The 19945-nt window shown below is 58.0% G+C and carries 22 protein-coding genes and 1 tRNA gene; 2 read left to right on the top strand and 21 right to left on the bottom strand.

The genetic code is table 11. The annotated features are described in order from the left end of the window. Nucleotides 1-106 precede the first annotated feature (106 nt). The 7 genes from mnhG to FB556_RS06190 all read right to left on the bottom strand — a co-directional run bounded on the left by mnhG (nucleotide 107) and on the right by FB556_RS06190 (nucleotide 6471). Entirely contained in the window at nucleotides 107-562 is a 456-nt protein-coding gene (gene mnhG / locus FB556_RS06220) for a monovalent cation/H(+) antiporter subunit G (RefSeq protein WP_141865859.1), read from the bottom strand. Next, on the bottom strand, nucleotides 562-831 hold the full coding sequence (locus tag FB556_RS06215) for an MrpF/PhaF family protein (protein WP_141865857.1): 270 nt from the start codon (nucleotides 829-831) through the stop codon (nucleotides 562-564). Before FB556_RS06215 ends, mnhG begins: the two co-directional genes overlap by 1 nt. Next, complete coding sequence (locus FB556_RS06210) at nucleotides 828-1235, bottom strand: Na+/H+ antiporter subunit E (RefSeq protein ID WP_170200391.1); 408 nt, start codon at nucleotides 1233-1235, stop codon at nucleotides 828-830. The genes FB556_RS06215 and FB556_RS06210 overlap by 4 nt, the downstream gene beginning before the upstream one ends. Next, nucleotides 1232-2881 (bottom strand): monovalent cation/H+ antiporter subunit D family protein, encoded by a 1650-nt coding sequence (locus FB556_RS06205; protein ID WP_246057242.1) that lies wholly within the window; start codon nucleotides 2879-2881, stop codon nucleotides 1232-1234. The genes FB556_RS06210 and FB556_RS06205 overlap by 4 nt, the downstream gene beginning before the upstream one ends. After that, nucleotides 2878-3270, bottom strand: a complete 393-nt coding sequence (locus FB556_RS06200) for a sodium:proton antiporter (protein ID WP_141865853.1) — start codon at nucleotides 3268-3270, stop codon at nucleotides 2878-2880. Before FB556_RS06200 ends, FB556_RS06205 begins: the two co-directional genes overlap by 4 nt. Beyond that, nucleotides 3267-6122, bottom strand: a complete 2856-nt coding sequence (locus FB556_RS06195; RefSeq protein ID WP_141865851.1) for a DUF4040 family protein — start codon at nucleotides 6120-6122, stop codon at nucleotides 3267-3269. The genes FB556_RS06200 and FB556_RS06195 overlap by 4 nt, the downstream gene beginning before the upstream one ends. Nucleotides 6123-6389: 267 nt before the next feature. Next, nucleotides 6390-6471, bottom strand: a tRNA-Leu gene (locus FB556_RS06190). 116 nt (nucleotides 6472-6587) lie between these two features. On the opposite strand from FB556_RS06190, the gene FB556_RS06185 reads away from it, so the two are divergent. After that, on the top strand, nucleotides 6588-7190 hold the full coding sequence (locus FB556_RS06185) for an ANTAR domain-containing response regulator (RefSeq protein ID WP_141865848.1): 603 nt from the start codon (nucleotides 6588-6590) through the stop codon (nucleotides 7188-7190). A gap of 4 nt (nucleotides 7191-7194) precedes the next feature. Here FB556_RS06185 and pyk read toward each other — a convergent pair whose 3' ends face one another. From pyk to hisI, 9 genes are all read right to left on the bottom strand, one after another. After that, nucleotides 7195-8694, bottom strand: coding sequence for a pyruvate kinase (gene pyk / locus FB556_RS06180; protein WP_141865846.1), 1500 nt, complete (start codon nucleotides 8692-8694; stop codon nucleotides 7195-7197). An 80-nt stretch (nucleotides 8695-8774) separates the two neighbouring features. Then, nucleotides 8775-9764, bottom strand: a complete 990-nt coding sequence (lgt, locus tag FB556_RS06175; RefSeq protein WP_141865844.1) for a prolipoprotein diacylglyceryl transferase — start codon at nucleotides 9762-9764, stop codon at nucleotides 8775-8777. Between the two features lie 33 nt (nucleotides 9765-9797). Next, complete coding sequence (gene trpA, locus FB556_RS06170; RefSeq protein WP_141865842.1) at nucleotides 9798-10598, bottom strand: tryptophan synthase subunit alpha; 801 nt, start codon at nucleotides 10596-10598, stop codon at nucleotides 9798-9800. A 4-nt stretch (nucleotides 10599-10602) separates the two neighbouring features. Further along, nucleotides 10603-11892, bottom strand: a complete 1290-nt coding sequence (gene trpB, locus FB556_RS06165) for a tryptophan synthase subunit beta (protein WP_141865840.1) — start codon at nucleotides 11890-11892, stop codon at nucleotides 10603-10605. A gap of 73 nt (nucleotides 11893-11965) precedes the next feature. Further along, nucleotides 11966-12790: an indole-3-glycerol phosphate synthase TrpC gene (trpC, locus tag FB556_RS06160; protein WP_141865838.1), complete on the bottom strand. Its 825-nt coding sequence runs from the start codon at nucleotides 12788-12790 to the stop codon at nucleotides 11966-11968. Next, nucleotides 12791-13060, bottom strand: a complete 270-nt coding sequence (locus tag FB556_RS06155) for an HGxxPAAW family protein (RefSeq protein ID WP_141865836.1) — start codon at nucleotides 13058-13060, stop codon at nucleotides 12791-12793. 122 nt (nucleotides 13061-13182) lie between these two features. Beyond that, the gene (locus tag FB556_RS06150) at nucleotides 13183-13797 is read right to left on the bottom strand and encodes a Trp biosynthesis-associated membrane protein (RefSeq protein ID WP_141865834.1); all 615 of its coding nucleotides are present in this window, start codon (nucleotides 13795-13797) and stop codon (nucleotides 13183-13185) included. Continuing rightward, on the bottom strand, nucleotides 13798-15366 hold the full coding sequence (locus FB556_RS06145; protein WP_141865832.1) for a chorismate-binding protein: 1569 nt from the start codon (nucleotides 15364-15366) through the stop codon (nucleotides 13798-13800). Then, the gene (hisI, locus tag FB556_RS06140; RefSeq protein ID WP_141865830.1) at nucleotides 15359-15772 is read right to left on the bottom strand and encodes a phosphoribosyl-AMP cyclohydrolase; all 414 of its coding nucleotides are present in this window, start codon (nucleotides 15770-15772) and stop codon (nucleotides 15359-15361) included. Before hisI ends, FB556_RS06145 begins: the two co-directional genes overlap by 8 nt. A gap of 66 nt (nucleotides 15773-15838) precedes the next feature. On the opposite strand from hisI, the gene FB556_RS06135 reads away from it, so the two are divergent. Further along, the gene (locus FB556_RS06135; protein ID WP_141865828.1) at nucleotides 15839-16516 is read left to right on the top strand and encodes a maleylpyruvate isomerase family mycothiol-dependent enzyme; all 678 of its coding nucleotides are present in this window, start codon (nucleotides 15839-15841) and stop codon (nucleotides 16514-16516) included. Nucleotides 16517-16532: 16 nt separating this feature from the next. Here the strand turns inward: FB556_RS06135 and hisF are convergent, their stop codons facing one another. The 5 genes from hisF to rpe form a co-directional block, all read right to left on the bottom strand. After that, nucleotides 16533-17300, bottom strand: a complete 768-nt coding sequence (gene hisF / locus FB556_RS06130) for an imidazole glycerol phosphate synthase subunit HisF (RefSeq protein WP_141865826.1) — start codon at nucleotides 17298-17300, stop codon at nucleotides 16533-16535. A 24-nt stretch (nucleotides 17301-17324) separates the two neighbouring features. Then, the gene (gene hisG / locus FB556_RS06125) at nucleotides 17325-18176 is read right to left on the bottom strand and encodes an ATP phosphoribosyltransferase (protein WP_141865824.1); all 852 of its coding nucleotides are present in this window, start codon (nucleotides 18174-18176) and stop codon (nucleotides 17325-17327) included. Nucleotides 18177-18196: 20 nt separating this feature from the next. Then, nucleotides 18197-18460, bottom strand: a complete 264-nt coding sequence (locus tag FB556_RS06120; RefSeq protein WP_141865822.1) for a phosphoribosyl-ATP diphosphatase — start codon at nucleotides 18458-18460, stop codon at nucleotides 18197-18199. Between the two features lie 65 nt (nucleotides 18461-18525). Beyond that, nucleotides 18526-19251 (bottom strand): nicotinamide riboside transporter PnuC, encoded by a 726-nt coding sequence (pnuC, locus tag FB556_RS06115; RefSeq protein ID WP_141865820.1) that lies wholly within the window; start codon nucleotides 19249-19251, stop codon nucleotides 18526-18528. Between the two features lie 11 nt (nucleotides 19252-19262). Further along, nucleotides 19263-19928, bottom strand: coding sequence for a ribulose-phosphate 3-epimerase (rpe, locus tag FB556_RS06110; protein ID WP_141865818.1), 666 nt, complete (start codon nucleotides 19926-19928; stop codon nucleotides 19263-19265). Nucleotides 19929-19945 lie beyond the last annotated feature (17 nt).

The following is a 19945-nucleotide window of genomic DNA, read 5'->3' as shown; positions in this document are numbered from 1 at the left end:
GTTGGAATTCGTCGAAGCAGAGTTATTGGTAGCAGTCACGGTATCTAGTGTAACGAGCCGGTGCGCCCCACACCGATAGTTCTCCCCAGTTGCGCCGGGCGCGGCATTAACGCACGTCACGTACCGTGTCGTCGACCGCGGCTGCGGTGGCGTCGTCGGGCTCATCGGCAAGTGAGACGTCGTGGTCGAGCGCGACGTCGTGGTCGGGCTGGGCGGTCTCGGAGCGATCGGTTTGGTCTTCGGCCAGGTGATCGAAGTAGCCGGGTTGCATTGTGGAGCCTGTCAGATAGGCGGACCGGGCGATGGCCATGGTCCCGATCGAAGAGGTGGCCAACTGCAGGAACACGATGATGAGCAGTTTGATGAAGTTAGGCCAGGACGGTGCCATGAGGAACACTCCGACAATAACCAGGGAGATCCCCAGCCCGGCGGCGGTACCAACCGCAGAGATGCGGGTGTAGACGTCGCGAAATTTGAACAACCCGATTGCGGCGACGGCAAATACGAGGAGGCCAACCAGGATGATGACGTTGGCGCTGATGTCGAGTATGGCGGTATCCATTAGCGGCGCCCCCTGGTCAGTGCTCGAGCCAATGACACGGCGGAGAGGAAACCGACGACGGAGGCGACAAGGATCAGATCAAAAAAGAAGGCTCCGGCCAGGATGACGCCGAGCAGCGCCAGAATGCCGGTGAACGAGAACATCAACAGGTCGGCGGCCACCGCACGGTCCGCGTCGGTGTCGGCGGCGATCATGCGGTAGGCCACCGCGATCATGCAGGCGGCCAGAAGGACCAACCCGAGCAGCAGGCCGAAGTTCACAGCGGTCATGACGTAGCCCTCCTCGGATGGTGGCGGTTGGTTTGATCAACTGTGCGCGGGTCGAAACCGGTCCGACGCATCGCGGCCAGGATGTGGTTTTGCATGTCGATTGACCCAGCGGCCACGGATGCCGGGTCGCCGTCGTAGAGCGAGTGCACGTAGATCCAGCGGACGCCGTCGGCGTCTTGTTCGGTGCCCAGGGTCAGGGTTCCGGGCGTAATGGTGATCATGGCAGACAGCATGGTGACTTCGGCATCGGTAGCACAGTCCGTGCGCACGCGCGCGATGCCGGGGTGGGCGTCGATGCCGGGGGTCGCGAGGTCTTTGAGCACGGCCCAGGACGAGGTGATGATCTGGCCGATAAACCAGATGACCAGCCAGATCCAGCGCGGCAACCAGGTCAGTGTTTTCACGGTGTCAACACCGCCTGAACATACTGGGTGGTGTCGAGCAGGCCGTCGGCGGCGATCCCGGAGAGTGCCAATAAGAATTGTGCGCCGAGTCCGAACGCCACGGTGATGGCGGCCAGGATCACGGATGGTGCGGCCAGGGCAAAGTTAATGCGCCGCCGCGGCACGGTAGATTCATCGGATTCCAGAATGGTTTGGGCACCGGTGAGCGTGGTGACCTGGGAGTGGGTGGCTTCGGTGGCCAGTTCAGGAGTGTAAGAGGCTTCGTGAGCGTAGGGGTCGCGGGTGGCTGAGGTGATAATGGTCCCCGTTTTTGTTGCGGGGCCACCCGAGCCTTTTTCCCAGAACATTCCGGTCCAGATTTTCAACATCGACAGCAGAGTGATCAGTGACACGAACAGCATCACGACGACGGCGGCGATTTCGCCGGCCTCAACCGCACCGACGATGAGCATAAATTTGGCGGCGAATCCAGAGAACGGAGGGATCCCGGCCAGGGAGAGCGCGGCGATCATGAAGGCCACCGCGATGACGGGTTCGGTGCGCGAGATCCCACCCAATGCCCCGATGACGCCGGTGCCGTAGCGGACTTCAACCGCGCCGGTGGACATAAACAGCGAAGCTTTGACGATCATGTGGTGCAGCAGATAGAAGATGCCTGCGGTCAGACCCAGTTCGGTGAACAGTGCGACGCCGAGCAGGATGTAGCCGATCTGGGAAACCATGTGGAACGCCAGGATCGTGCGGGTGGTCTTTTCTCCGACCGCTCCGAACACGCCAATGAGCATGGTCAGGGAAAATAACACGACGCCGATCCACAAAAATCGAGTATCGCCGTTGTAGACGACCGCATAAATCCGGTAGATCGCATAGATCGCGACCTTGGTGTGTAATCCCGAGAACAGTGCGGTGATTGCCGGGGAGGTTCCCGGATAGGCACGCGCCAGCCAACCGTGAACCGGCACCACCGAGGCTTTAATGGCCAGGGCGAAGATGCTCACGGCCCCGGCGAATGCCACGGTCGGATCCGTTTGGGCTTGGTTGGCAAGCACCGCAATATTCACCGACCCTGCGGTGCCGTAAAGAAAACCGACACCGATCATGTACAGGGTTGAGGTGAACAGGTTCATCGTGACGTATAACCGTGCCCCGTGGACGCGCCGCAGTGGCAGGTTGCGGTTCGCGCTCAGGACGTAGAGCCCGTAGCTGGGCAGCAGCATGACTTCTAAGAAGACGAAGAGGTTGAACAAATCGGCGGTGAGCAGCGCCCCGTTGACCCCGGTCGTCAAAATCAGCACCAGCGGTGCGAAGTACCTGGAGTTTGCCGCCCGGGAAGCCTGGGCGAACCAGATCGACACGACGGTCAGGATCATGGTCACCGACAGCATCAGCGCGGTGAACATGTCAGCGGCAAAAGGGATAGCGATGCCCGCTGGCCAGTGCCCAACCTGGTGGGCCACGGCGCCGCCGTCGTGAGCCCAAAAATAATACACGAGGCCACACGCTGCGCCGAGCATGGTCAGCATCGTGGCGAAATTCACGACGGCGTGTAGGCGCAGCCGTGGCCCGGTCATCACTAAGAGGCCGGCCACGAGCAGCGGCAGACCGACCAACAGTGGTAGCAGCGCGCCGATCATCTCGGAGGTCATGGCCGCTCCTGTCCGTTGGTTTTGCGTGGAATGCGTCGGACGCCGTCGGAAGCCGATTCGGCGGCGACGTCGAGTTCTTCGACCTTCTGCGCGGTGTCGTCGGTCTTGTCACCGGTCACCGCGAGGACGAGCATGAACACCGTGATCGAAAACGCGATGACGATCGCGGTCAGCACGAAGGCCTGCGGGAGCGGGTCCGCCATAACCGAGGGGTCGGCCGATGGGTGGAAGGCCTCGGTGCGGCGGTCGGTACCGCCGGCAGCAAATAGGATGAGATTGCCTGCGTGCCCGATCAACACGAAGCCTAAAATAATGCGCAGCATCTCGCGTTTGGTAAAGAGGTAGACGGCGCCTGCAGTCAGGATTGCAACGGTGAGGGCCAGGGTCATTTCACACGCTCCCGCTCGCGGACGCGCTCGGTCGGTTTGGTGTTGGGGTTGGAGATATCGGTCTTCGATTCGGGGGCCACTTCAATGGCTTTGGCCAGGCCGCGCTCGGAGCCCAGCATGTTAAAGGCACCCAGGATCAGCCCGAGGACGGCGAAGTAGACACCAACATCGAACAGCAACGAGGTGTTGAGTTCAAAACCAAAGAGGTCCAGGTAGATGGGTTTCAAAAATGATCCGTCCACGAGACCGTAGATGCCCACGGCTGACCCGAGTGCGACCCCTGCTCCGGTGAGCCCCATATACGGCCACCTGATGGGAGCGGCATCGTCGGTTGGTGCCGCCAAGTACAACAGCGCAAACGCTGCACCGGTGAGCAGGGCCGCTACGAATCCCCCGCCGGGCTCATTGTGTCCGCGCACCAATAAGATGAGGCTGAACACGATCAGGATAGGAACTGCGATCTTGGAAAACGTTCGCAGATAGGCGGAGTTATCGAAGGGGTCGGACAGTGGAGAGGTTTTCAAAATGGTGGCTTGACGCACCGGATTCGGCGTCCGTGAGGCCAACAGTGCGGCAACGGCGACGCCCGCGACCCCCAGGACGGTTAGTTCGCCGAGGGTATCGAGTGCACGGAATTCCACCAGGATGACATTGACCAGGTTATTGCCGCCGGTGACCTCGGTGCCTTGTTCGGTCAAGTATTGGGCTGGCTCGGACATGCCGCGTCGTCCGGTGAGGGCATAGGTTCCGGCAAAGGCCGCAGTACCGGCCGCGATCGCTGCGATTAAGCCCACCTTGGAGAGCTTGTCGGTTGTACCAAAGGTCTTGGGCAACCGGTGCAGCAGTAAGACCATGACGACGACGGTGAGGACTTCGACGAGCAGCTGGGTCAGGGCAACATCGACCGCACCGAGTGCAAAAAACCACAGGGTGACTGCAAAGCCCACGGTCCCAAGCACGGCGATCGCTGCTACGCGGGTGCGGGCGCGGATGGTTGCGATGACGCCGACTGCGACCACTGCGACGAGCAGCCAGTCGGACCAGCGGGTGAGGTGTTCTTGTTGGGCTGGCAGACTGTCGATCGTCAAGAAACCCGCCAGCGCGAGAACCGCCAGCAGTACTGATGGGACCGCCAGGTGTCGACCGGGGTTCAGCCCCGAAGTCCATGAACTGACGGTGGCGCCAATTTCGATAGTTGCCTGGCGGAGTTTCTCCACGACCCCCAGACCTGAGAAGCTCAGCGGGCGGGGCACCAGGAATGCTTCAATGACCGGCAAATACCACACGGCCACTGCCCCCAGTCCAATCACCAGAATTGACAGCAGCAATGCGGGCGTGACGCCGTGCCACAGCGCTAATTCCAGGTCTAGTCCGACACCAGTGACGGCATATACCGCTGCGGCGACGATGCCGGTCAACATAAACGGGGCGATCCCTAGGATTAGTGAGAGAAATGCGTTGACGGCAGGATAACCCCAGAACGTCGCGGAGGCTTCGCTGGCAGTGTGACGGTTGGCCCCGGTGCCACGGGGCGTGTTGATCCAGTGCTTTGGTGATCGGTAGCGTCCCATGGCGCCCAAAACGAGTCGGCCCGAGTAGGTGAATGTACAAATCGCGATCAAGACCACGATGACGGTGAGCAGTATCATGACCCCATCGGGGAGGTCGGCATCCAGAAATGCGGCGAACAGTGACTCTTTTGACACAAAACCCAACAGTGGTGGCACCCCGGCCATGGATGCTGAGCCTAAGATGATCACCAGCAGGGTCGCGGGCATGACCATTCGGCGGACGGTGAGCATGCGCATGTCCCTGGTTCCGGTCTCGTGGTCAATCACCCCGACCGCAAGGAATAATGCCGATTTGAACAGTGCGTGGGCGATGGTGTGGACAATGGCCGCCGTCAGCGCTGCAGGCGTTCCGAGGCCGATGAGAGCTACCAGATAGCCCAATTGTGACATGGTGGAATAGGCCAAGAGTTCTTTGAGGTCGTAACGACGCAGTGCTGACACGGCTCCCATCAGTGCGGTCAGCAGTCCCGATGATACGAGCAAGACCAGCCATAAGGTGTTCCCGGCTAGGACCGGTGAGAAGAGCAAAAGCAGGTAAATGCCTGCTTTGACCATCGCTGCGGCGTGGAGATACGCCGAGACCGGTGAGATGGCCACCATCGAGTCCGGTAGCCACGATTGAAATGGGAATTGGGCTGATTTGGTAAATGCGGCGATGGCCAGGGTGATGATAAGCCAATTCACCGGTGTGGATTGTGTCCACAGATCAGAAACCAGGATCTCGGTGATCACGGTTGTCCCGGTCGCAGCGATCATGACCGCGACGGCAGCGAGCAACGCTAGGCCACCCAGAATGGTTACCAGAAGAGTTCGAACCGCGGGTTTCCGGGCATGTGATCCAGAACGTGCGATAAGGAAAAACGAGACAAGCGTGGTTGCTTCCCATGCAACGTAGAGCAGCATCACGTCATTGGCTAGGACTAAGACCAGCATGGCTAGTGCAAAAGTGGTCATGCCCAGATAAAAGCTCGTAATTTTGGTTGTGCCCAAGTATTTTGCTGAATAGAACAGCACGCCGGCACCAATGACCGTCACCAGTAAACCAAAGATCAGTGAGAGACCGTCAAGGCGCAGGTGGAATCCGACGTTGAAAAAATCCGGAATCCACGGGTAGTACTCAATAACCTCCCCGGCCGATGAAGCAAACGCTTGGCTCAGCGTCCAGGCCGAGGCGGCCAAGGGAATCCACAAAAGCCAGCCAGCATATCGCCCCATCCAATGTGACAGCGGAACCGCCAGGATGACTGCGACCAGGCTGAATACGACCGCTAGTAGCAGCACGGTGCTTCACCTCTCCGCAGGCACCTGCGCAGTTCATCTTCGAACCGCCGGTGTGAGTTTCATATCGGGGAACAGAATCAAACGTGCATAAGCATTTTATGCACCAGACCATATTGTCATAGGACACTCTACAGTTTCAAAATCGTCATGGCCGTCGACATGACGCCCATCCCTTCGAGGTGTCACAACTGTTCGTATACGGGGTTCTTTGACGAGAAAAAGCCTCCGCACCGATCTCGTGGATCGATTGCAGAGGCTTGGCAGTTGTACCCGAAGTGGGACTCGAACCCACACATCTTTCGATATTGCATTTTGAGTGCAACGCGTCTACCAATTCCGCCATTCGGGCTAGGCACCTGACCTATTTTACACAAGTTTTTGGAATAACCAAACGGGGACCATCTGGTTTCTAACGTAGAATGATCCACTGATCCTGCCCCGTGGCACCAACGATATGAGGTTACGATGCCAGACACTGAGCCAACCCAACCGATACGTATTGTGGTAGCGGAAGACGAGACAATCATCCGATTAGATATCGTTGAAACGCTCACTGCACAAGGCTATGAGGTCGTTGGCGAGGCGGAGAACGGGCAGCGTGCCATTGAACTGGTAGAAGATCTCAAACCCGACGTCGTGTTGATGGACATCTCGATGCCGGTCATGGATGGCCTCTCAGCCACTCGGTATATCGCCCAGCATTCCATAGCGCCGGTTGTGATCCTCACGGCATTTTCCCAGCGGGACCTCATTGATCAGGCCACACAGGCTGGCGCGATGAGCTATATTGTCAAACCATTTAGTGAAACCGATCTGGTGCCCGCCATCGAATTGGCCAAGGCGCGATTCGACCAACTGGTGACACTTGAGTCGGAGATCTCCGATCTGACGGTCCGGTTTGAGACTCGCAAACTGGTGGATCAGGCCAAAACATTACTGCAGCAAAAACTGGATATTACCGAACCTGAAGCATTTCGGTGGATCCAAAAAACTTCGATGGATCGTCGTTTGACGATGAAAGATGTTGCCCAAACGGTCATTGACCAGCTGGGCAACACTTTGTCGTAGGGTTTTACATTGGGGACCAGCCGGATACGGCATCCCAGCGGTGGGCTGCCGGTGCTACTGCGGTGTCGACGAGGGCTGGATCAATTTCGGCCGTCCTTGCGCCCATACGGTGCACTTTGAGCATGTTGGTGGACCCTGGCACACCCGGAGGAGAACCAGCAACCATCACGACTAAGTCATCGAGTTTGGCCAGCCCATTTTTGACCAGTTCGTGATCGATCTGCTCAGTCATTTGGTCGGTAGAGTCCTTGAATGGCACGACCTTTGGCACCACGCCCCAGGACAAGCACAGCACATTAGCGGTGGTAAACGAGTGGGTGAATGCATAAATCGGCTGCGGTGCACGCAAACGCGACAGACGCCGGGCGGAGTCACCCGACTGGGTGAAGGCGACTAAAAACGGGATGTCCAATGAGCGTGCAATATCCACGGCGGCGCGGGTGATCGCTCCCCCACGGGTACGAGGCCGGGTGCCCAGGGGCGCCATGCGTTCTAGCCCATGCTCTTCAGTGGATTTGATGATTTTCGCCATCGTTTGGACCGTTCGTACCGGGTACTTACCAACCGAGGTTTCGCCGGACAGCATGACCGCATCTGCCCCGTCCAGGACCGCGTTGGCACAGTCGGAGGCTTCCGCACGAGTCGGGCGCGGGTTTTCGATCATGGATTCCAGTACCTGAGTGGCAACAATGACTGGCTTGGCCCAGCGGCGGGCAAGATCAATCGCGTTTTTCTGGACAACCGGTACCTGCTCCAGGGGGAGTTCAACTCCGAGGTCGCCACGGGCCACCATGATTGCGTCGAAGGCGTCAATAATCTCTTGGAGGTTGTCCACCGCCTGGGGTTTCTCCAGTTTGGCGATCACTGGGATGCGGCGGCCTTCCTCCTCCATGATTTGATGGACGGGCTCAATGTCTTTGGCGCTACGCACAAACGACAGGGCGACCATATCGACCCCGAGTTTCAGAGCAAAGCGCAAATCCTCTTTGTCTTTATCAGTTAACGCTGGGATGTTCACGGCTACGCCGGGGAGGTTGATGCCCTTATTATTGGACACTTCCCCACCGATGACGACATTCGTGATGACATCGGTTTCGGTGACTTCGATGGCTTGAAGCTGGATCTTGCCATCGTCGATGAGCAGCTGATCACCGACTTCAACGTCGTCGGGCAGGCCCTTGAAGGTGGTGGAGCAGATGTCCTGGGTACCCTCGACGTCCCGAGTGGTGATCGTGAAAGTGTCGCCATCTTCCAACAGGTGTGGTCCGTTGGCGAAACGGCCCAGACGGATTTTCGGGCCTTGGAGGTCAGCAAAAATCGCAACCGGCTCATCGAGGTCAGATGAGGCCTGGCGCACGGTGTTAAAGGTACTCGTGTGGACCTCGTGATCCCCGTGACTGAAGTTCAGCCGGGCAACGTTGACACCGGCCTTGATTAGTTCACTGGTGGTTTGATATCCCTGCGTGGCAGGCCCGAATGTGGCGACGATCTTCGCATGTCTCATATGGGCAAGTCTAGGGTTCGACCACACGGAAGTTAATCATTGAATAGCGATAATAACCATGACCTTGGTCATGTCACCCATCATATCTTCCGCTTATCTGGATCGTCGTCATCGGAAGTCACGGGCGCATTGTCGGCCGCGTCATCGACGACGTCAGGAGTTGAAACTTGCTCCGGGACTTCACGGTCGTCACGGTAGATTTTATTGGCTTCGGCCCATTGTTCGGGCGTTCTGGGTCGCAGCCTGAAAGTGTAGATGAGTAATGCTATTGCGATCAAAAACATGAGGACCGAGGTCCACGTATTTGTTCTGGCGGTCATGCCTAAAATGGTGAATTCTTGAGCGTGGTCCAACCTGATGGATTCGATGGGAATGCGACCCAGGGTGTACCACGCGATATACGACCACAGCATCATGCCATTGCGCAGTTTGAAGCGTCGGTCAATTAACAACAGCACGGCCACGCCGAGAAGATTCCATAGCGATTCGTACAGAAACGTTGGGTGGAAGAGTGTATCGGCAGGTAAGCCTGTGGGGAAGTTATAGTGGTCGGCGTCGACCTCTAGTCCCCATGGCGCAGTGGTGGGTTCACCGAAAAGTTCTTGGTTAAAATAGTTGCCCCAGCGGCCCACAGCCTGAGCTAACAGAATCCCCGGAGCAATGGCATCAGCCATGGCCGGCATACGGATCCCGTAACGGCGGCACGCGATCCAGACACCTAGGGCGCCACCACCGATCGCGCCCCAGATGGCGATACCGCCCTCCCAGATGGCGAAAATCTTCGATAAGTCACCCGTGCCATCGTAGCCGGGCCCGAAGTAGACATCTGGCACGGTCAACACATGGTAGAGACGTGCACCAATGATGCCGAAGACCACGGCCCATAGGCCGACGTCATGCATTTCTTCGGCTCTCCCGCCGCGGGCAGCCCACCGTTTACCACCCAGCCAGAATGCCAGGATGCCCCCGGCAATAATGCACAGTGCATATATATGGACCTTGAAGGGACCGATTTCAAATCCATCCAGCGGCGGTGGCGGGATGGCTGCCATCAGGGCTGCAAGCTGCATAAGGCGTTGTGTCCTAGAGGTAGGGGCGTATCGCTAGTTTTTGGTTGCTCCGCTTACCAGACGGCGGGTGATCTCACCGACGGCTTCTGGCCCACCATCACGCAGGGCGGTGACCAGTGCTGTACCTACTATCGCACCGTCAGCATAGGAGCCGATTTCGGCGACGTGTTCTGGTTCAGAGATACCCAGTCCGACACAGACTCGTGGCGCACCGGCTGCGTGGGTACGTTGGACGACGCGTTCTGCGGCATCAGAGACTTCCTGGCGTGCCCCGGTAATGCCCATGACCGACACCGCGTAGACGAATCCTCGGGAAGACTCGACGGTCAGTTTGACTCGTTCTTCCGGTGATGAGGGGGCGGTCAAGAAAATCCGGTCCAGCTCGTATTTATCGGAAGCTTCAAACCATTCGGCCGCTTCTTCTGGCACCAGGTCGGGGGTCACAAGGCCTGCTCCTCCGGCTTCAGCGAACCGGCGCGAGAATTCGTCGACACCCATGCGATCGACCAGGTTCCAGTAGGTCATGATGACGACGGCGGCATCGGTACGGGAGGTGACTTCTTTGACAATGTGGAACACATCAGCCACGCGGAACCCATTTTCCAGCGCTTGGGCGGTGGCTTTTTGAATGACCTCGCCGTCCATCACGGGATCGGAGTAGGGCAATCCGATTTCGATGATGTCGGCACCGTTATTGCCCAGCTGGACTGCGGCTTCGATGGATTCTTCGATGGTCGGATACCCGGCTGGCATGTACCCGATGAATGCGGTACGACCTTCAGCGCGAGCTTGTTCAATTTTTTGTGCGGTGAGTGAGCGAATCTGTTCTGACATCTATCTATTCTCCACGTCCGGCTTGATCTTCGGGGACCATACCGAACCAGGTGGCGGCGGTACTAACGTCTTTATCACCGCGACCCGACAGGTTCACAATGATAACTTTCTGGTCGGCTTCAGGGGTGTCAGCGTCGACAACCCCGTCTTTGACCCATTGTTCGGCCAGACGTTGCGCACCGGCCAGCGCGTGGGCGGACTCGATCGCAGGCATGATGCCTTCGGATTGCGTGAGGGTTTTGAAAGCGTTCATCGCCTCGGAGTCTGACACCGGCTGGTAGTCCACGCGCCCGGAGTCATGCAGAAAAGCGTGTTCTGGACCGACTCCCGGATAGTCGAGGCCGGCAGAAATCGAATGCGAGTCGATGGTCTGACCGTCTTCATCCTGCATCAGATAAGTGCGTGCTCCGTGCAAAACACCGACACGTCCCAGAGTAATCGGGGCGGAGTGTTTCCCAGTATCAACACCGGCACCGCCGGCTTCCATGCCGTAGAGACCGACGGTTGTGTCATCGAGGAAAGCATGGAAGATACCAATGGCGTTGGAACCGCCACCGACACAGGCAATGACGGCATCGGGCAGCTTGCCGGTTTGTGCCTGGGACTGTTCGCGGGCTTCCTGACCAATGACCTGGTGGAAATAGCGAACCATCTCAGGGAAAGGGGCCGGACCGGTCACCGTGCCGAGCAAGTAGTGAGTGGTATCGACAGAAGCTACCCAGTCGCGGAGCGCCTCATTGATCGCGTCTTTCAGGGTGCGCGCACCGACTTTCACGGCGATCACTTCAGCGCCGAGCATTTCCATGCGGGCAACGTTGAGCGCTTGGCGCTGGGTGTCGACTTCACCCATGTAGACGGTGCATTCCAGCCCAAAGAGTGCTGCTGCAGTTGCGGTGGCTACCCCGTGTTGTCCGGCACCGGTTTCGGCGATCAGCCGGGTCTTGCCCATGCGTTTGGCTAACAGTGCCTGGCCGATCACGTTGTTGATCTTGTGCGAACCGGTGTGGTTGAGGTCTTCGCGCTTCAAAAAGATACGCACGCCCGGATATGGCTCGGCGAAGCGTTTTGCTTCCGTCAGCAAGGACGGGCGGTTGATGTAATTGGCGTACAGGTCATTGAGTTCTTTGATGAACTCGGGATCTTCGATAGCTTCGCGGAAAGTCTCTTCGACCTCCTGCAGTGCTGCCATGAGAGATTCTGGCATCCATCGGCCACCGTATTTGCCGAAGTATGGACCTTCTTGATCTCGGAAGGCTCCCTCATGCGAAGTAGAACCGGACTGTGGTGTATCCATTGGGACGCTCATGAATTGTCTTTCCAAATACGACAACCGCCCCGGCACCAGGTCCGAGGCAGCGTAAAGGTGGTTATGATCTGCTGGCTTGTCGGAAGTCGACGATCGCCTGTTTGGGCTCGCCATGCTTCACCAGCGCTTCGCCTACCAGCACTGCGTCGGCACCCTGAGAAGCATACATTGCCACATCGCTGGCGGATTTGACGCCAGATTCTGCGACTCGCACGACGTTTTCGGGCAGTTGGTCTGCCAGCGTACCGTAGTGGGCGGTATCGACCTCGAGGGTCTTGAGGTTGCGCACATTGATACCCACGATCCTGGATTCAAGGGCCGCAGCACGTTCGATTTCTGCAAGCGTGTGCGTTTCTACCAGCGCGTTCATGCCGAGTTCGTGGGTGAGCGCAAGATAGTCACGCAGTTGCGTGTCGTCGAGCGCTGCAACGATCAACAGGACGAGGTCGGCACCATGAGCTCGAGCTTCATAAATCTGGTACTCATCGACAGTGAAATCCTTGCGCAACAACGGAATGTTGACGCGGGCGCGAACGGCATCAAAGTCTGCTAACGAACCATTGAAGCGACGCTGTTCGGTCAAGACCGAAATCGCAGCCGCTCCCCCAGCTTCATACTGGGCAGCCAGTTCTGCGGGAGAGTCGATCTGTGCCAGTGGACCAGCAGACGGTGACGAACGCTTCACTTCAGCAATGATATTGACACCGGTTGAATTGTCTCGGCCACCGGCCAGTGCCACGTACGCATCTTGTGCGGGTGAGGCTTCTGCTGCGAGCTGCTGCATGCGCGCCAACGGCGTGTTGGCTTTTCTGGCGTCCATGTCTTCGATGACGCCATCGATAATACTGTCGAGAACCGTTCCGGTTGTGGGGTTGGGTCGGGTCATTTAGGAGTATTCTCCGTTGGCACCTTTACCGGCGAGACGCATGAAGAATCCAACTGGCGCGCCCAGGACGGCAATGACGATACCGACCCACATGACGATCCATGCTGAAGCAAGCGAACCGATACCTGCGATGACCAAGCCGACCAAGACCATGGCAACCAGTGCCCAAGCAGCCGGTGAGTTGCCGTGACTTGGGGACTCATCGTGGGTGGGGTCGTTCAGAATACGGCCGTATTCGTCGACTTGGATTTCATCTGTGGTGTTAGCCATAAGGGTGTTGCCTTTCTGTCAGCCAGGATATTTCCGGCAGCCTCAAGTTGCTAGCGATGATATGTGTTCCATTGTGCCATTTTTTCTGCCGGCCCAGTGCAGAACACGAACTACTACAGGATTTAGGTCGGATCTTCGCCGCGGGATAATTCGTCCCATGTGTCGATTTCATCAAGCGGTCCCTCCCCCTGCGCGCGCTGTTGAGCACCGACGTCATATTTTTTGGTCTTGCCCACCGGCCAGCTGCGCCCTGCGATTAGCGCGAGGACTCCGCCGACGGCGCCGATCAGCGATCCAATGATCGTCAACCAGGGCAGCATGGACACTTCGATGTTCGGAACAATGTGCTCAACGCCCGTGGTGCCTGTGGTTTCAGCAATCTTCAGTGCCACGGCGCCCAGCGGATTGGTCAGCACACTCAAGGTCACCCACCCCATGGTGACGGCAGCCAGGACGATCACAATGCCGATAATCCAGCGTCCGATATGGCGGGCAATGGAAAGCGCTGCCCCGGCAGCAACAATCACCAGCGCCATGGCAGTGATGACCGGTGAGGCCTCCTGACCAGATAACTGGACACTGTTGATATGCGCGGCTTCAAATCCGGTGGCTGTCACCCAGGTTTGCGTTGCGCCGATCAGCGCGAGCACCCCACCGAGCAAAATGATGATCACGGTCATACCGCGACTGATGCCTTGGGAGCGCAGCGGCGTTTGGCTTGGTTGTGGTGTCGTCATCTAGTGGGGATCATTCGGTTCGATGGTTTGCAACTGCTGGGCGGCCAGTACGGCACGAATGGCAGCGGTTGCCTTGGTTAGTGTCTCATCTGCTTCAGTGGCGGGCACGGACTCGGCGACGATCCCGGCTCCGGCCTGTAGATAGGCGATCTGGTCCTTGATGATCGCAGTGCGGATCGTAATGGCCATATCCATGTTCCCGGCCAGATCGAAGTAGCCCACGGTGCCGCCAAATGGTCCACGTGCATGTGGTTCCCATGTGTCTAACAACTCCAGTGCTCGGCGCTTCGGGGAGCCAGAGAGGGTGCCTGCCGGGAAGTTCGCGCGTAAGACGTCGAGTGCGCTGGTGTTGGCCGCGATGTCACCTTCCACGGTGGAAACGATGTGCAAGATGTGGGAGAACTGTTGGACGATCATGTAGTCCGAGACCTCTACAGTCCCCGGGGCGCACACGTTTGATAGTTCTGACTTTGCCAAGTCCACGAGTTGCTGATGTTCTTCGCGTTCTTTGGGGTCCGCCAGGAGTTCTTCGCTGATCGCCCGAATACTGCGCGTTGGGTCTTTGGGTTTGGAGCCACCGATCGGATGAGTCAACACGCGCTGATCTTTCACCGAAACCAGAGTTTCCGGTGAGGCACCCACGAGATGGTACACACCGTCGCGATCCGGGTAGTCAAACGTGTAGAGGAACATGTAGGGGCTGGGGTTAATGGCTCGCAAGACCCGGTAGGTGTCAAGTGCCGTGGCTGTCGTTGGTGCGGTGAACCGACGAGAGATCACCAGCTGGGAGACTTCGCCGTCGCGAATCGACTGTTGGGTTTTGCGTACCGCGTTGAGGAACTCGCACTCGGGCCAGGAGTGCTCAATGTCCTGAGAAAAATCTCGGTCTAACCAGCCGGGCGGAGCAATCGAAACTGGGTCAGCAACCGGCTCCACCAAGCGCTGAGTCATATCCTGCAGGCGAGCAACAGCGCGATCGTAGGCTGCGTCAACACCGGTAGCTTCGCCGTCGAAGTTGATGGCGTTGGCCACCAGGGTTACGGTGCCGTCGAAGGCGTCATGAATCGCTAGGTCGGTGACTAGGTTCATGGCCATGGACGGCAGATTCAAGTCATCTGTGGGGCCGTCACCGAGTTCAACCCATGCGCGTACCGTATCCCAGCCGAGGAACCCGACGAACCCGGAAACCAGATAGGGCAGAGTACTGGAAATATCGGAACGTACATCGGTGGCTAAGAATTTCAGCGATTCTTCTAATACCTCGAGCGGGGTCCCGGTGGCAGGGACCCCGGCGGGGACCTGACCCTGCCAGAATGCTTGACCATCTTTTTCGGTCAAAGTGGCGGCAGTGCCAGCACCGATGAATGAGTATCGCGACCAGTTGCCGTCTTGGCCAGCGGATTCCAACAGGAAGGTGCCCGGAGCGTCATTGGCCAGGCGCCGGTAAATGCCCACCGGGGTGAGCGCATCGGGCAGTAGCGTGGTGGTTACCGGAATCACTTTGTGGTCGGCTGCTGCAAGTTCATGAAATGTTTCTCGAGGAGGAAACACTGGGCCTATATCACGCATCGGGTTCTTTCATCTGGTCTGCGGAGGAATTGGTGCCGGTCACGGGAAGTTCCCGATCGGTAAAACAGGACGGCGTACCGGTGTGGCATGCGGGTCCGTACTGATGGACCTGAACCAATACGGTGTCGGCGTCGCAATCAAGGGCCACTGAGACGACGTGCTGGACGTTGCCTGAAGTATCACCCTTACGCCAGTATTCGCCCCTGGAACGCGACCAGTACCAGGCGCGACCGGTGGTCATGGTCAGATGCAATGCCTGGTCATTCATGTATCCCAGCATGAGGACCTCGCGGGTCGTAGCATCTTGAATGATAGCCGGCAGAAGCCCATCGGAATTACGTTTCAACCGGGCGGCGATCTGCGGGGCAAGATCCGGTTCGGGCGGTGAAACTTCAGAAATGTTCATGATGGATCCAGTCTAGGGCGGCTTGTCTACTGTCGCCACTGATCAACACGTGATAATTTCACATATGTGACAAACATATCTGCGGGATCCACCAGTTACGACGGCGACGACTTCGTTGCAGCGTCTCGTGACGCGCTCGTAGCAGCCTTATACGCTGCCGGGCCTAACGAACCCACCCTGGTCGATGAGTGGCAGACACAACATTTGGCCGCCGCGGTATATTTGCGCGAGAACCCACATCATGTCACCGAAGGCGGTTTCGGTTCCAAATCGGCGGCACGTCAGGCTGCGATTGCGAAGTTGGGGGAAGAGTCCTCGTCCCGCAAGGCATTTTATAACCTGGTGCGAAGGATCGCCGATGGTCCCGAAGAACGTCCGGCGCCCCCGCGCCAATCGGTGTTCACCCGGTTACGTCAAGCCGTCTCTCCGCGGAAGCCCCAAACCGATAGCTTGTTGCTGCATTTCTTTGTGCACACCGAAGACATCCGGCGTGCCCAGACGCGGTGGGCACCAAGAAAATTGACGGACGCCTATGCCGATGCCTTATTTGAGCAACTGCGGGAACACGCGCGCAGTTATTATGCGCATGCCAAAACCGGGTACGTGTTGATTCGGACAAATGGCGAACGCATCGTTGCCAAACGCGGCACAGCACAAACGTTTGTGACGGGTCCGGCCGGGGAGCTTGTGCTGCACGCTCTAGGCCGACCGGACCACGCTCTGGTATTGATTGACCGCCCGTAACGGGCAGAGCCAGTGCCTAGCGGCGAACCGGGTAGCCGGCAGCTTCGATGGCGTCTTTGACCTGTTTGATCATGTCGTCTGGTCCGTAGTGAAACAGGGACGCGGCCAGTACGGCGTTCGCCCCGGCGTCGATAGCCGGTGGGAAGTGCGCCGGTTCGCCCGCTCCCCCAGAGGCAATCAAAGGCACGCCGACGGCGGCGCGGATCGCGCGAATCATCTCCAGATCGAAACCATCGCGGGTGCCATCGGCGTCAATCGAGTTGATAAGGATTTCGCCTACGCCGCGTTCTTCGGCTTCTTTGACCCATTCGATAGCGTCTTTGCCGGTGCCTTCTTGGCCGCCTTTGATCATGACTTCATAGCCGGAAGGCAGTTCAGGGTTTGAGCGTGCATCGAGTGAGAGCACCAGAACCTGGGCACCCCAGCGCTGTGCGATCTCGTTGATGAGCTCTGGATTGCTCACGGCAGCCGAGCTGATCGAGACCTTATCGGCACCGTTGCGCAATAACTGTTCAACGTGCTCAACGCTGCGAATACCGCCGCCCACGGTCAGGGGGATGAAGGCTTGCTTGGCGGTCGCGTTCACCAACTCGTAGGTTGTGTCTCGGTTTTCTGTGGTTGCCGTGACGTCGAGGAAGGTGAGTTCATCGGCTCCTGCAGCATTGTAGCGATGAGCGAGTTCAACCGGGTCCCCTGCATCTCGCAGGTTTTCGAAATTGACGCCTTTGACGACTCGGCCGTTATTGACATCCAAACATGGGATGACGCGAATTGCAGTGCTCATAATATTCCTCGCGGTTGGTTGGGGTTAGAGACGGATGGCGTGAATGGCTGATGCCAAAATGGCTTTGGCGCCCATTTCGTAGAGCTCGTCCATGATGCGGTTCATGTCTTTTTTCTTCGCCATGGAGCGCACAGCAACCCAGTTGTCATCGGCCAACGGGGAAATGGTCGGCGATTCCAGACCCGGGGTGACTTTCAGCGCGGCGTCCATGTGTGCCCGTGGCACGTCGTAATCGACCATGACGTACTCGCGCGCGACTAAAACACCGTGGAGGCGTTGGGTAAGTTTATCCAGCCCATGGGGGTGTTTGCCGGTTTGGCCAATCAAAATGGCTTCGGATCGCAAGATCGGTTCGCCAAGGATTTCCATCCCGGCGGCCTTGAGGGTTGAGCCGGTCTCCACGACGTCGGCAATCGCATCGGCAACACCGAGTTTGACCGAAGATTCAACCGCACCATCAAGGTGCACGATCTTATCGGTGGCGATTGCTGAAGACTTCAGGTAATCCGAGAGCAGTCCGTCGTAGGAGGTAGCAATGCGTTTCCCGGCAAGCTCTTCAACCGAGGAGAAGGCTCCGACGGGGGCAGCGAAACGGAAGGTCGATCGAGCAAAACCCAGGGCCATAATTTCTTCGGCAGCGTCACCGACTTGAGCGTCTAAGAACAAATCGCGGCCGGTCAGCCCGGCGTCGAGGGTTCCTTTGGCTACATAGATGGCGATGTCGCGGGGTCGCAGATAGAAAAACTCGACACCGTTGTCCGGGTCTACGAACACCAGTTCTTTGGAATCGCGACGCTGACGGTAGCCGGCTTCGATCAGGGTTTCACGAGCAGCCTCGGACAACGAGCCCTTGTTGGGCACAGCAATGCGCAACATATTGCGTTCGATTCTCCTAGTTAGAGGTATTTATAGACGTCGTCCAAGGAGATACCCTTGGCCAGCATCATGACTTGGAGGTGGTAGAGCAGCTGCGAGATTTCCTCGGCTGTCTCATCGTTGGTTTCGTATCGTGCAGCCATCCAGACTTCGGCAGCCTCTTCGACAACTTTCTTGCCGATAGCATGCACCCCGGCGTCCAATTGTTCTACCGTTCCGGAACCGTCCGGGCGGGTGCGCGCTTTTTCAGTCAGTTCAGCAAAGAGTTCTTCGAAGGTTTTCACACCTCCTAGCGTAGTTGTTTGTGACCGGCTTTGTGGACAACTGCGCATTTCGTGACACAGTTGGGTCATGAATTCACGTGGTGTTCACCCGGCTCTTGCAGGGTTGGGTCGGGCATGAGCGTTTCGACCGCGGGTTTTTCGCGCGCTCGGGCACGCGCCCACACAAAGAAGCCGATCAGCGTAAAGACCCCGTAGAACACGTACATAAACGCCGTCGCGTAGTAGCCGGCCGAGAAGAGCAGCGGGACGCCGACAATATCGACGACCACCCAGATGAGCCAAAATTCGACCCAGCCCTTGGCCATCCCAAAAGTCGCCAGCAGGGAGCCGACAAATGTCCAGGCATCTGCCCAGACCGGCTCAAAGGATCCTAGTGTCCGAAACAGCGGGGTCAGCGCAAGAGTTCCACCAACCAGGATGACTACCAGTGCAATTCGGGTGGGCCAGGAGGCCCATGTCGGTACAATCGCGGTGCTTTTTCCGCTGCCGTGTTGCATACCGCGTGATTTTTGCCACTGATACCACCCATAGATGGAAACGGTGATGAACATGATCTGGCGTCCGGCTTGTCCCAGCAGGTTCGCGGCGTCGGCCCCACCAAAAATGCTGCTGAGAAACACGGTCAGCAGTGTGACGTTCCCGATGATGCCAACCGGCCAGGCCCAGACTTTGCGTTGCATCCCGCCGAGGGCTGAGGCCAGCCCAAATACATTCCCGAAGACCTCGCGCATCAGTAGCCCACCGCCGCCGATCGGGATGGTCCAGTTAAATAGGTCGATGAGCCACTGCATGGTCAGGTTCCTTAGTGTTGGGCGTTGCGTGCCAAAGTGCGCAGCTCGTCGATAGCTTTGGCTGGATCATCAGCCGAATATACCGCCGACCCGGCCACGAAAACATCGGCTCCGGCCTCGGCGGCACGTTCGATTGTATCGGGGGCGACTCCCCCATCGACCTGCAGCGCAATTGGCACACCGGCATCTTCGATTGCCTGGCGTGCACGGCGGATTTTTGGCAGGACGACGTCGAGGAATGACTGGCCACCAAATCCGGGTTCTACCGTCATCAACAGGATCATGTCGAGCTCGGTGAGCATGTCCATATACGGCTCAATTGGCGTGGCGGGTTTCAGCGCCATCGACGCTTTAGTGCCGCGGGCACGCAATTCCCGTGCCAACCGGATCGGTGCTTTGGATGCCTCGACGTGGAACGTGACGGATTCAGCCCCCAGATCCGCGTAGTCTGGCGCCCATCGGTCGGCGTCTTCGATCATCAGGTGAATATCAAGCGGCTTGTCAGTTGCGGCGCGAATAGCCTGGACCACCGGTGTTCCCATGGTCAGGTTGGGTACGAAATGATTGTCCATAACGTCCACGTGAATGGCGTCAGAGTTCTGGACACGCGCGATTTCATCGGCGAGGCGTGCAAAATCTGCGGACAGAATGGACGGATGGATGTGGATACCGGTCACGGTCGGGCTCCTTGAGG

Source organism: Enteractinococcus coprophilus (assembly GCF_006716305.1).
Lineage (GTDB): Bacteria > Actinomycetota > Actinomycetes > Actinomycetales > Micrococcaceae > Yaniella > Yaniella coprophila.
The sequence above is the reverse complement of the archived record's forward strand: the minus strand, read 5'-3'. Positions and strand labels throughout refer to the sequence as shown.

Coding starts and splice junctions, on each gene's coding strand:
- FB556_RS06200 (WP_141865853.1), bottom strand. CDS start 3,270: ATGACCCTGGCCCTCACCGTTGCAATCCTGACTGCAGGCGCCGTCTAC.
- hisI (WP_141865830.1), bottom strand. CDS start 15,772: ATGAACATTTCTGAAGTTTCACCGCCCGAACCGGATCTTGCCCCGCAG.
- pyk (WP_141865846.1), bottom strand. CDS start 8,694: ATGAGACATGCGAAGATCGTCGCCACATTCGGGCCTGCCACGCAGGGA.
- FB556_RS06215 (WP_141865857.1), bottom strand. CDS start 831: ATGACCGCTGTGAACTTCGGCCTGCTGCTCGGGTTGGTCCTTCTGGCC.
- FB556_RS06205 (WP_246057242.1), bottom strand. CDS start 2,881: ATGACCTCCGAGATGATCGGCGCGCTGCTACCACTGTTGGTCGGTCTG.
- FB556_RS06145 (WP_141865832.1), bottom strand. CDS start 15,366: ATGCGTGATATAGGCCCAGTGTTTCCTCCTCGAGAAACATTTCATGAA.
- trpC (WP_141865838.1), bottom strand. CDS start 12,790: ATGACCCGACCCAACCCCACAACCGGAACGGTTCTCGACAGTATTATC.
- trpA (WP_141865842.1), bottom strand. CDS start 10,598: ATGTCAGAACAGATTCGCTCACTCACCGCACAAAAAATTGAACAAGCT.
- lgt (WP_141865844.1), bottom strand. CDS start 9,764: ATGCAGCTTGCAGCCCTGATGGCAGCCATCCCGCCACCGCCGCTGGAT.
- hisF (WP_141865826.1), bottom strand. CDS start 17,300: ATGAGCACTGCAATTCGCGTCATCCCATGTTTGGATGTCAATAACGGC.
- mnhG (WP_141865859.1), bottom strand. CDS start 562: ATGGATACCGCCATACTCGACATCAGCGCCAACGTCATCATCCTGGTT.
- FB556_RS06150 (WP_141865834.1), bottom strand. CDS start 13,797: ATGACGACACCACAACCAAGCCAAACGCCGCTGCGCTCCCAAGGCATC.
- pnuC (WP_141865820.1), bottom strand. CDS start 19,251: ATGCAGTGGCTCATCGACCTATTTAACTGGACCATCCCGATCGGCGGC.
- FB556_RS06185 (WP_141865848.1), top strand. CDS start 6,588: ATGCCAGACACTGAGCCAACCCAACCGATACGTATTGTGGTAGCGGAA.
- FB556_RS06155 (WP_141865836.1), bottom strand. CDS start 13,060: ATGGCTAACACCACAGATGAAATCCAAGTCGACGAATACGGCCGTATT.
- trpB (WP_141865840.1), bottom strand. CDS start 11,892: ATGGATACACCACAGTCCGGTTCTACTTCGCATGAGGGAGCCTTCCGA.
- hisG (WP_141865824.1), bottom strand. CDS start 18,176: ATGTTGCGCATTGCTGTGCCCAACAAGGGCTCGTTGTCCGAGGCTGCT.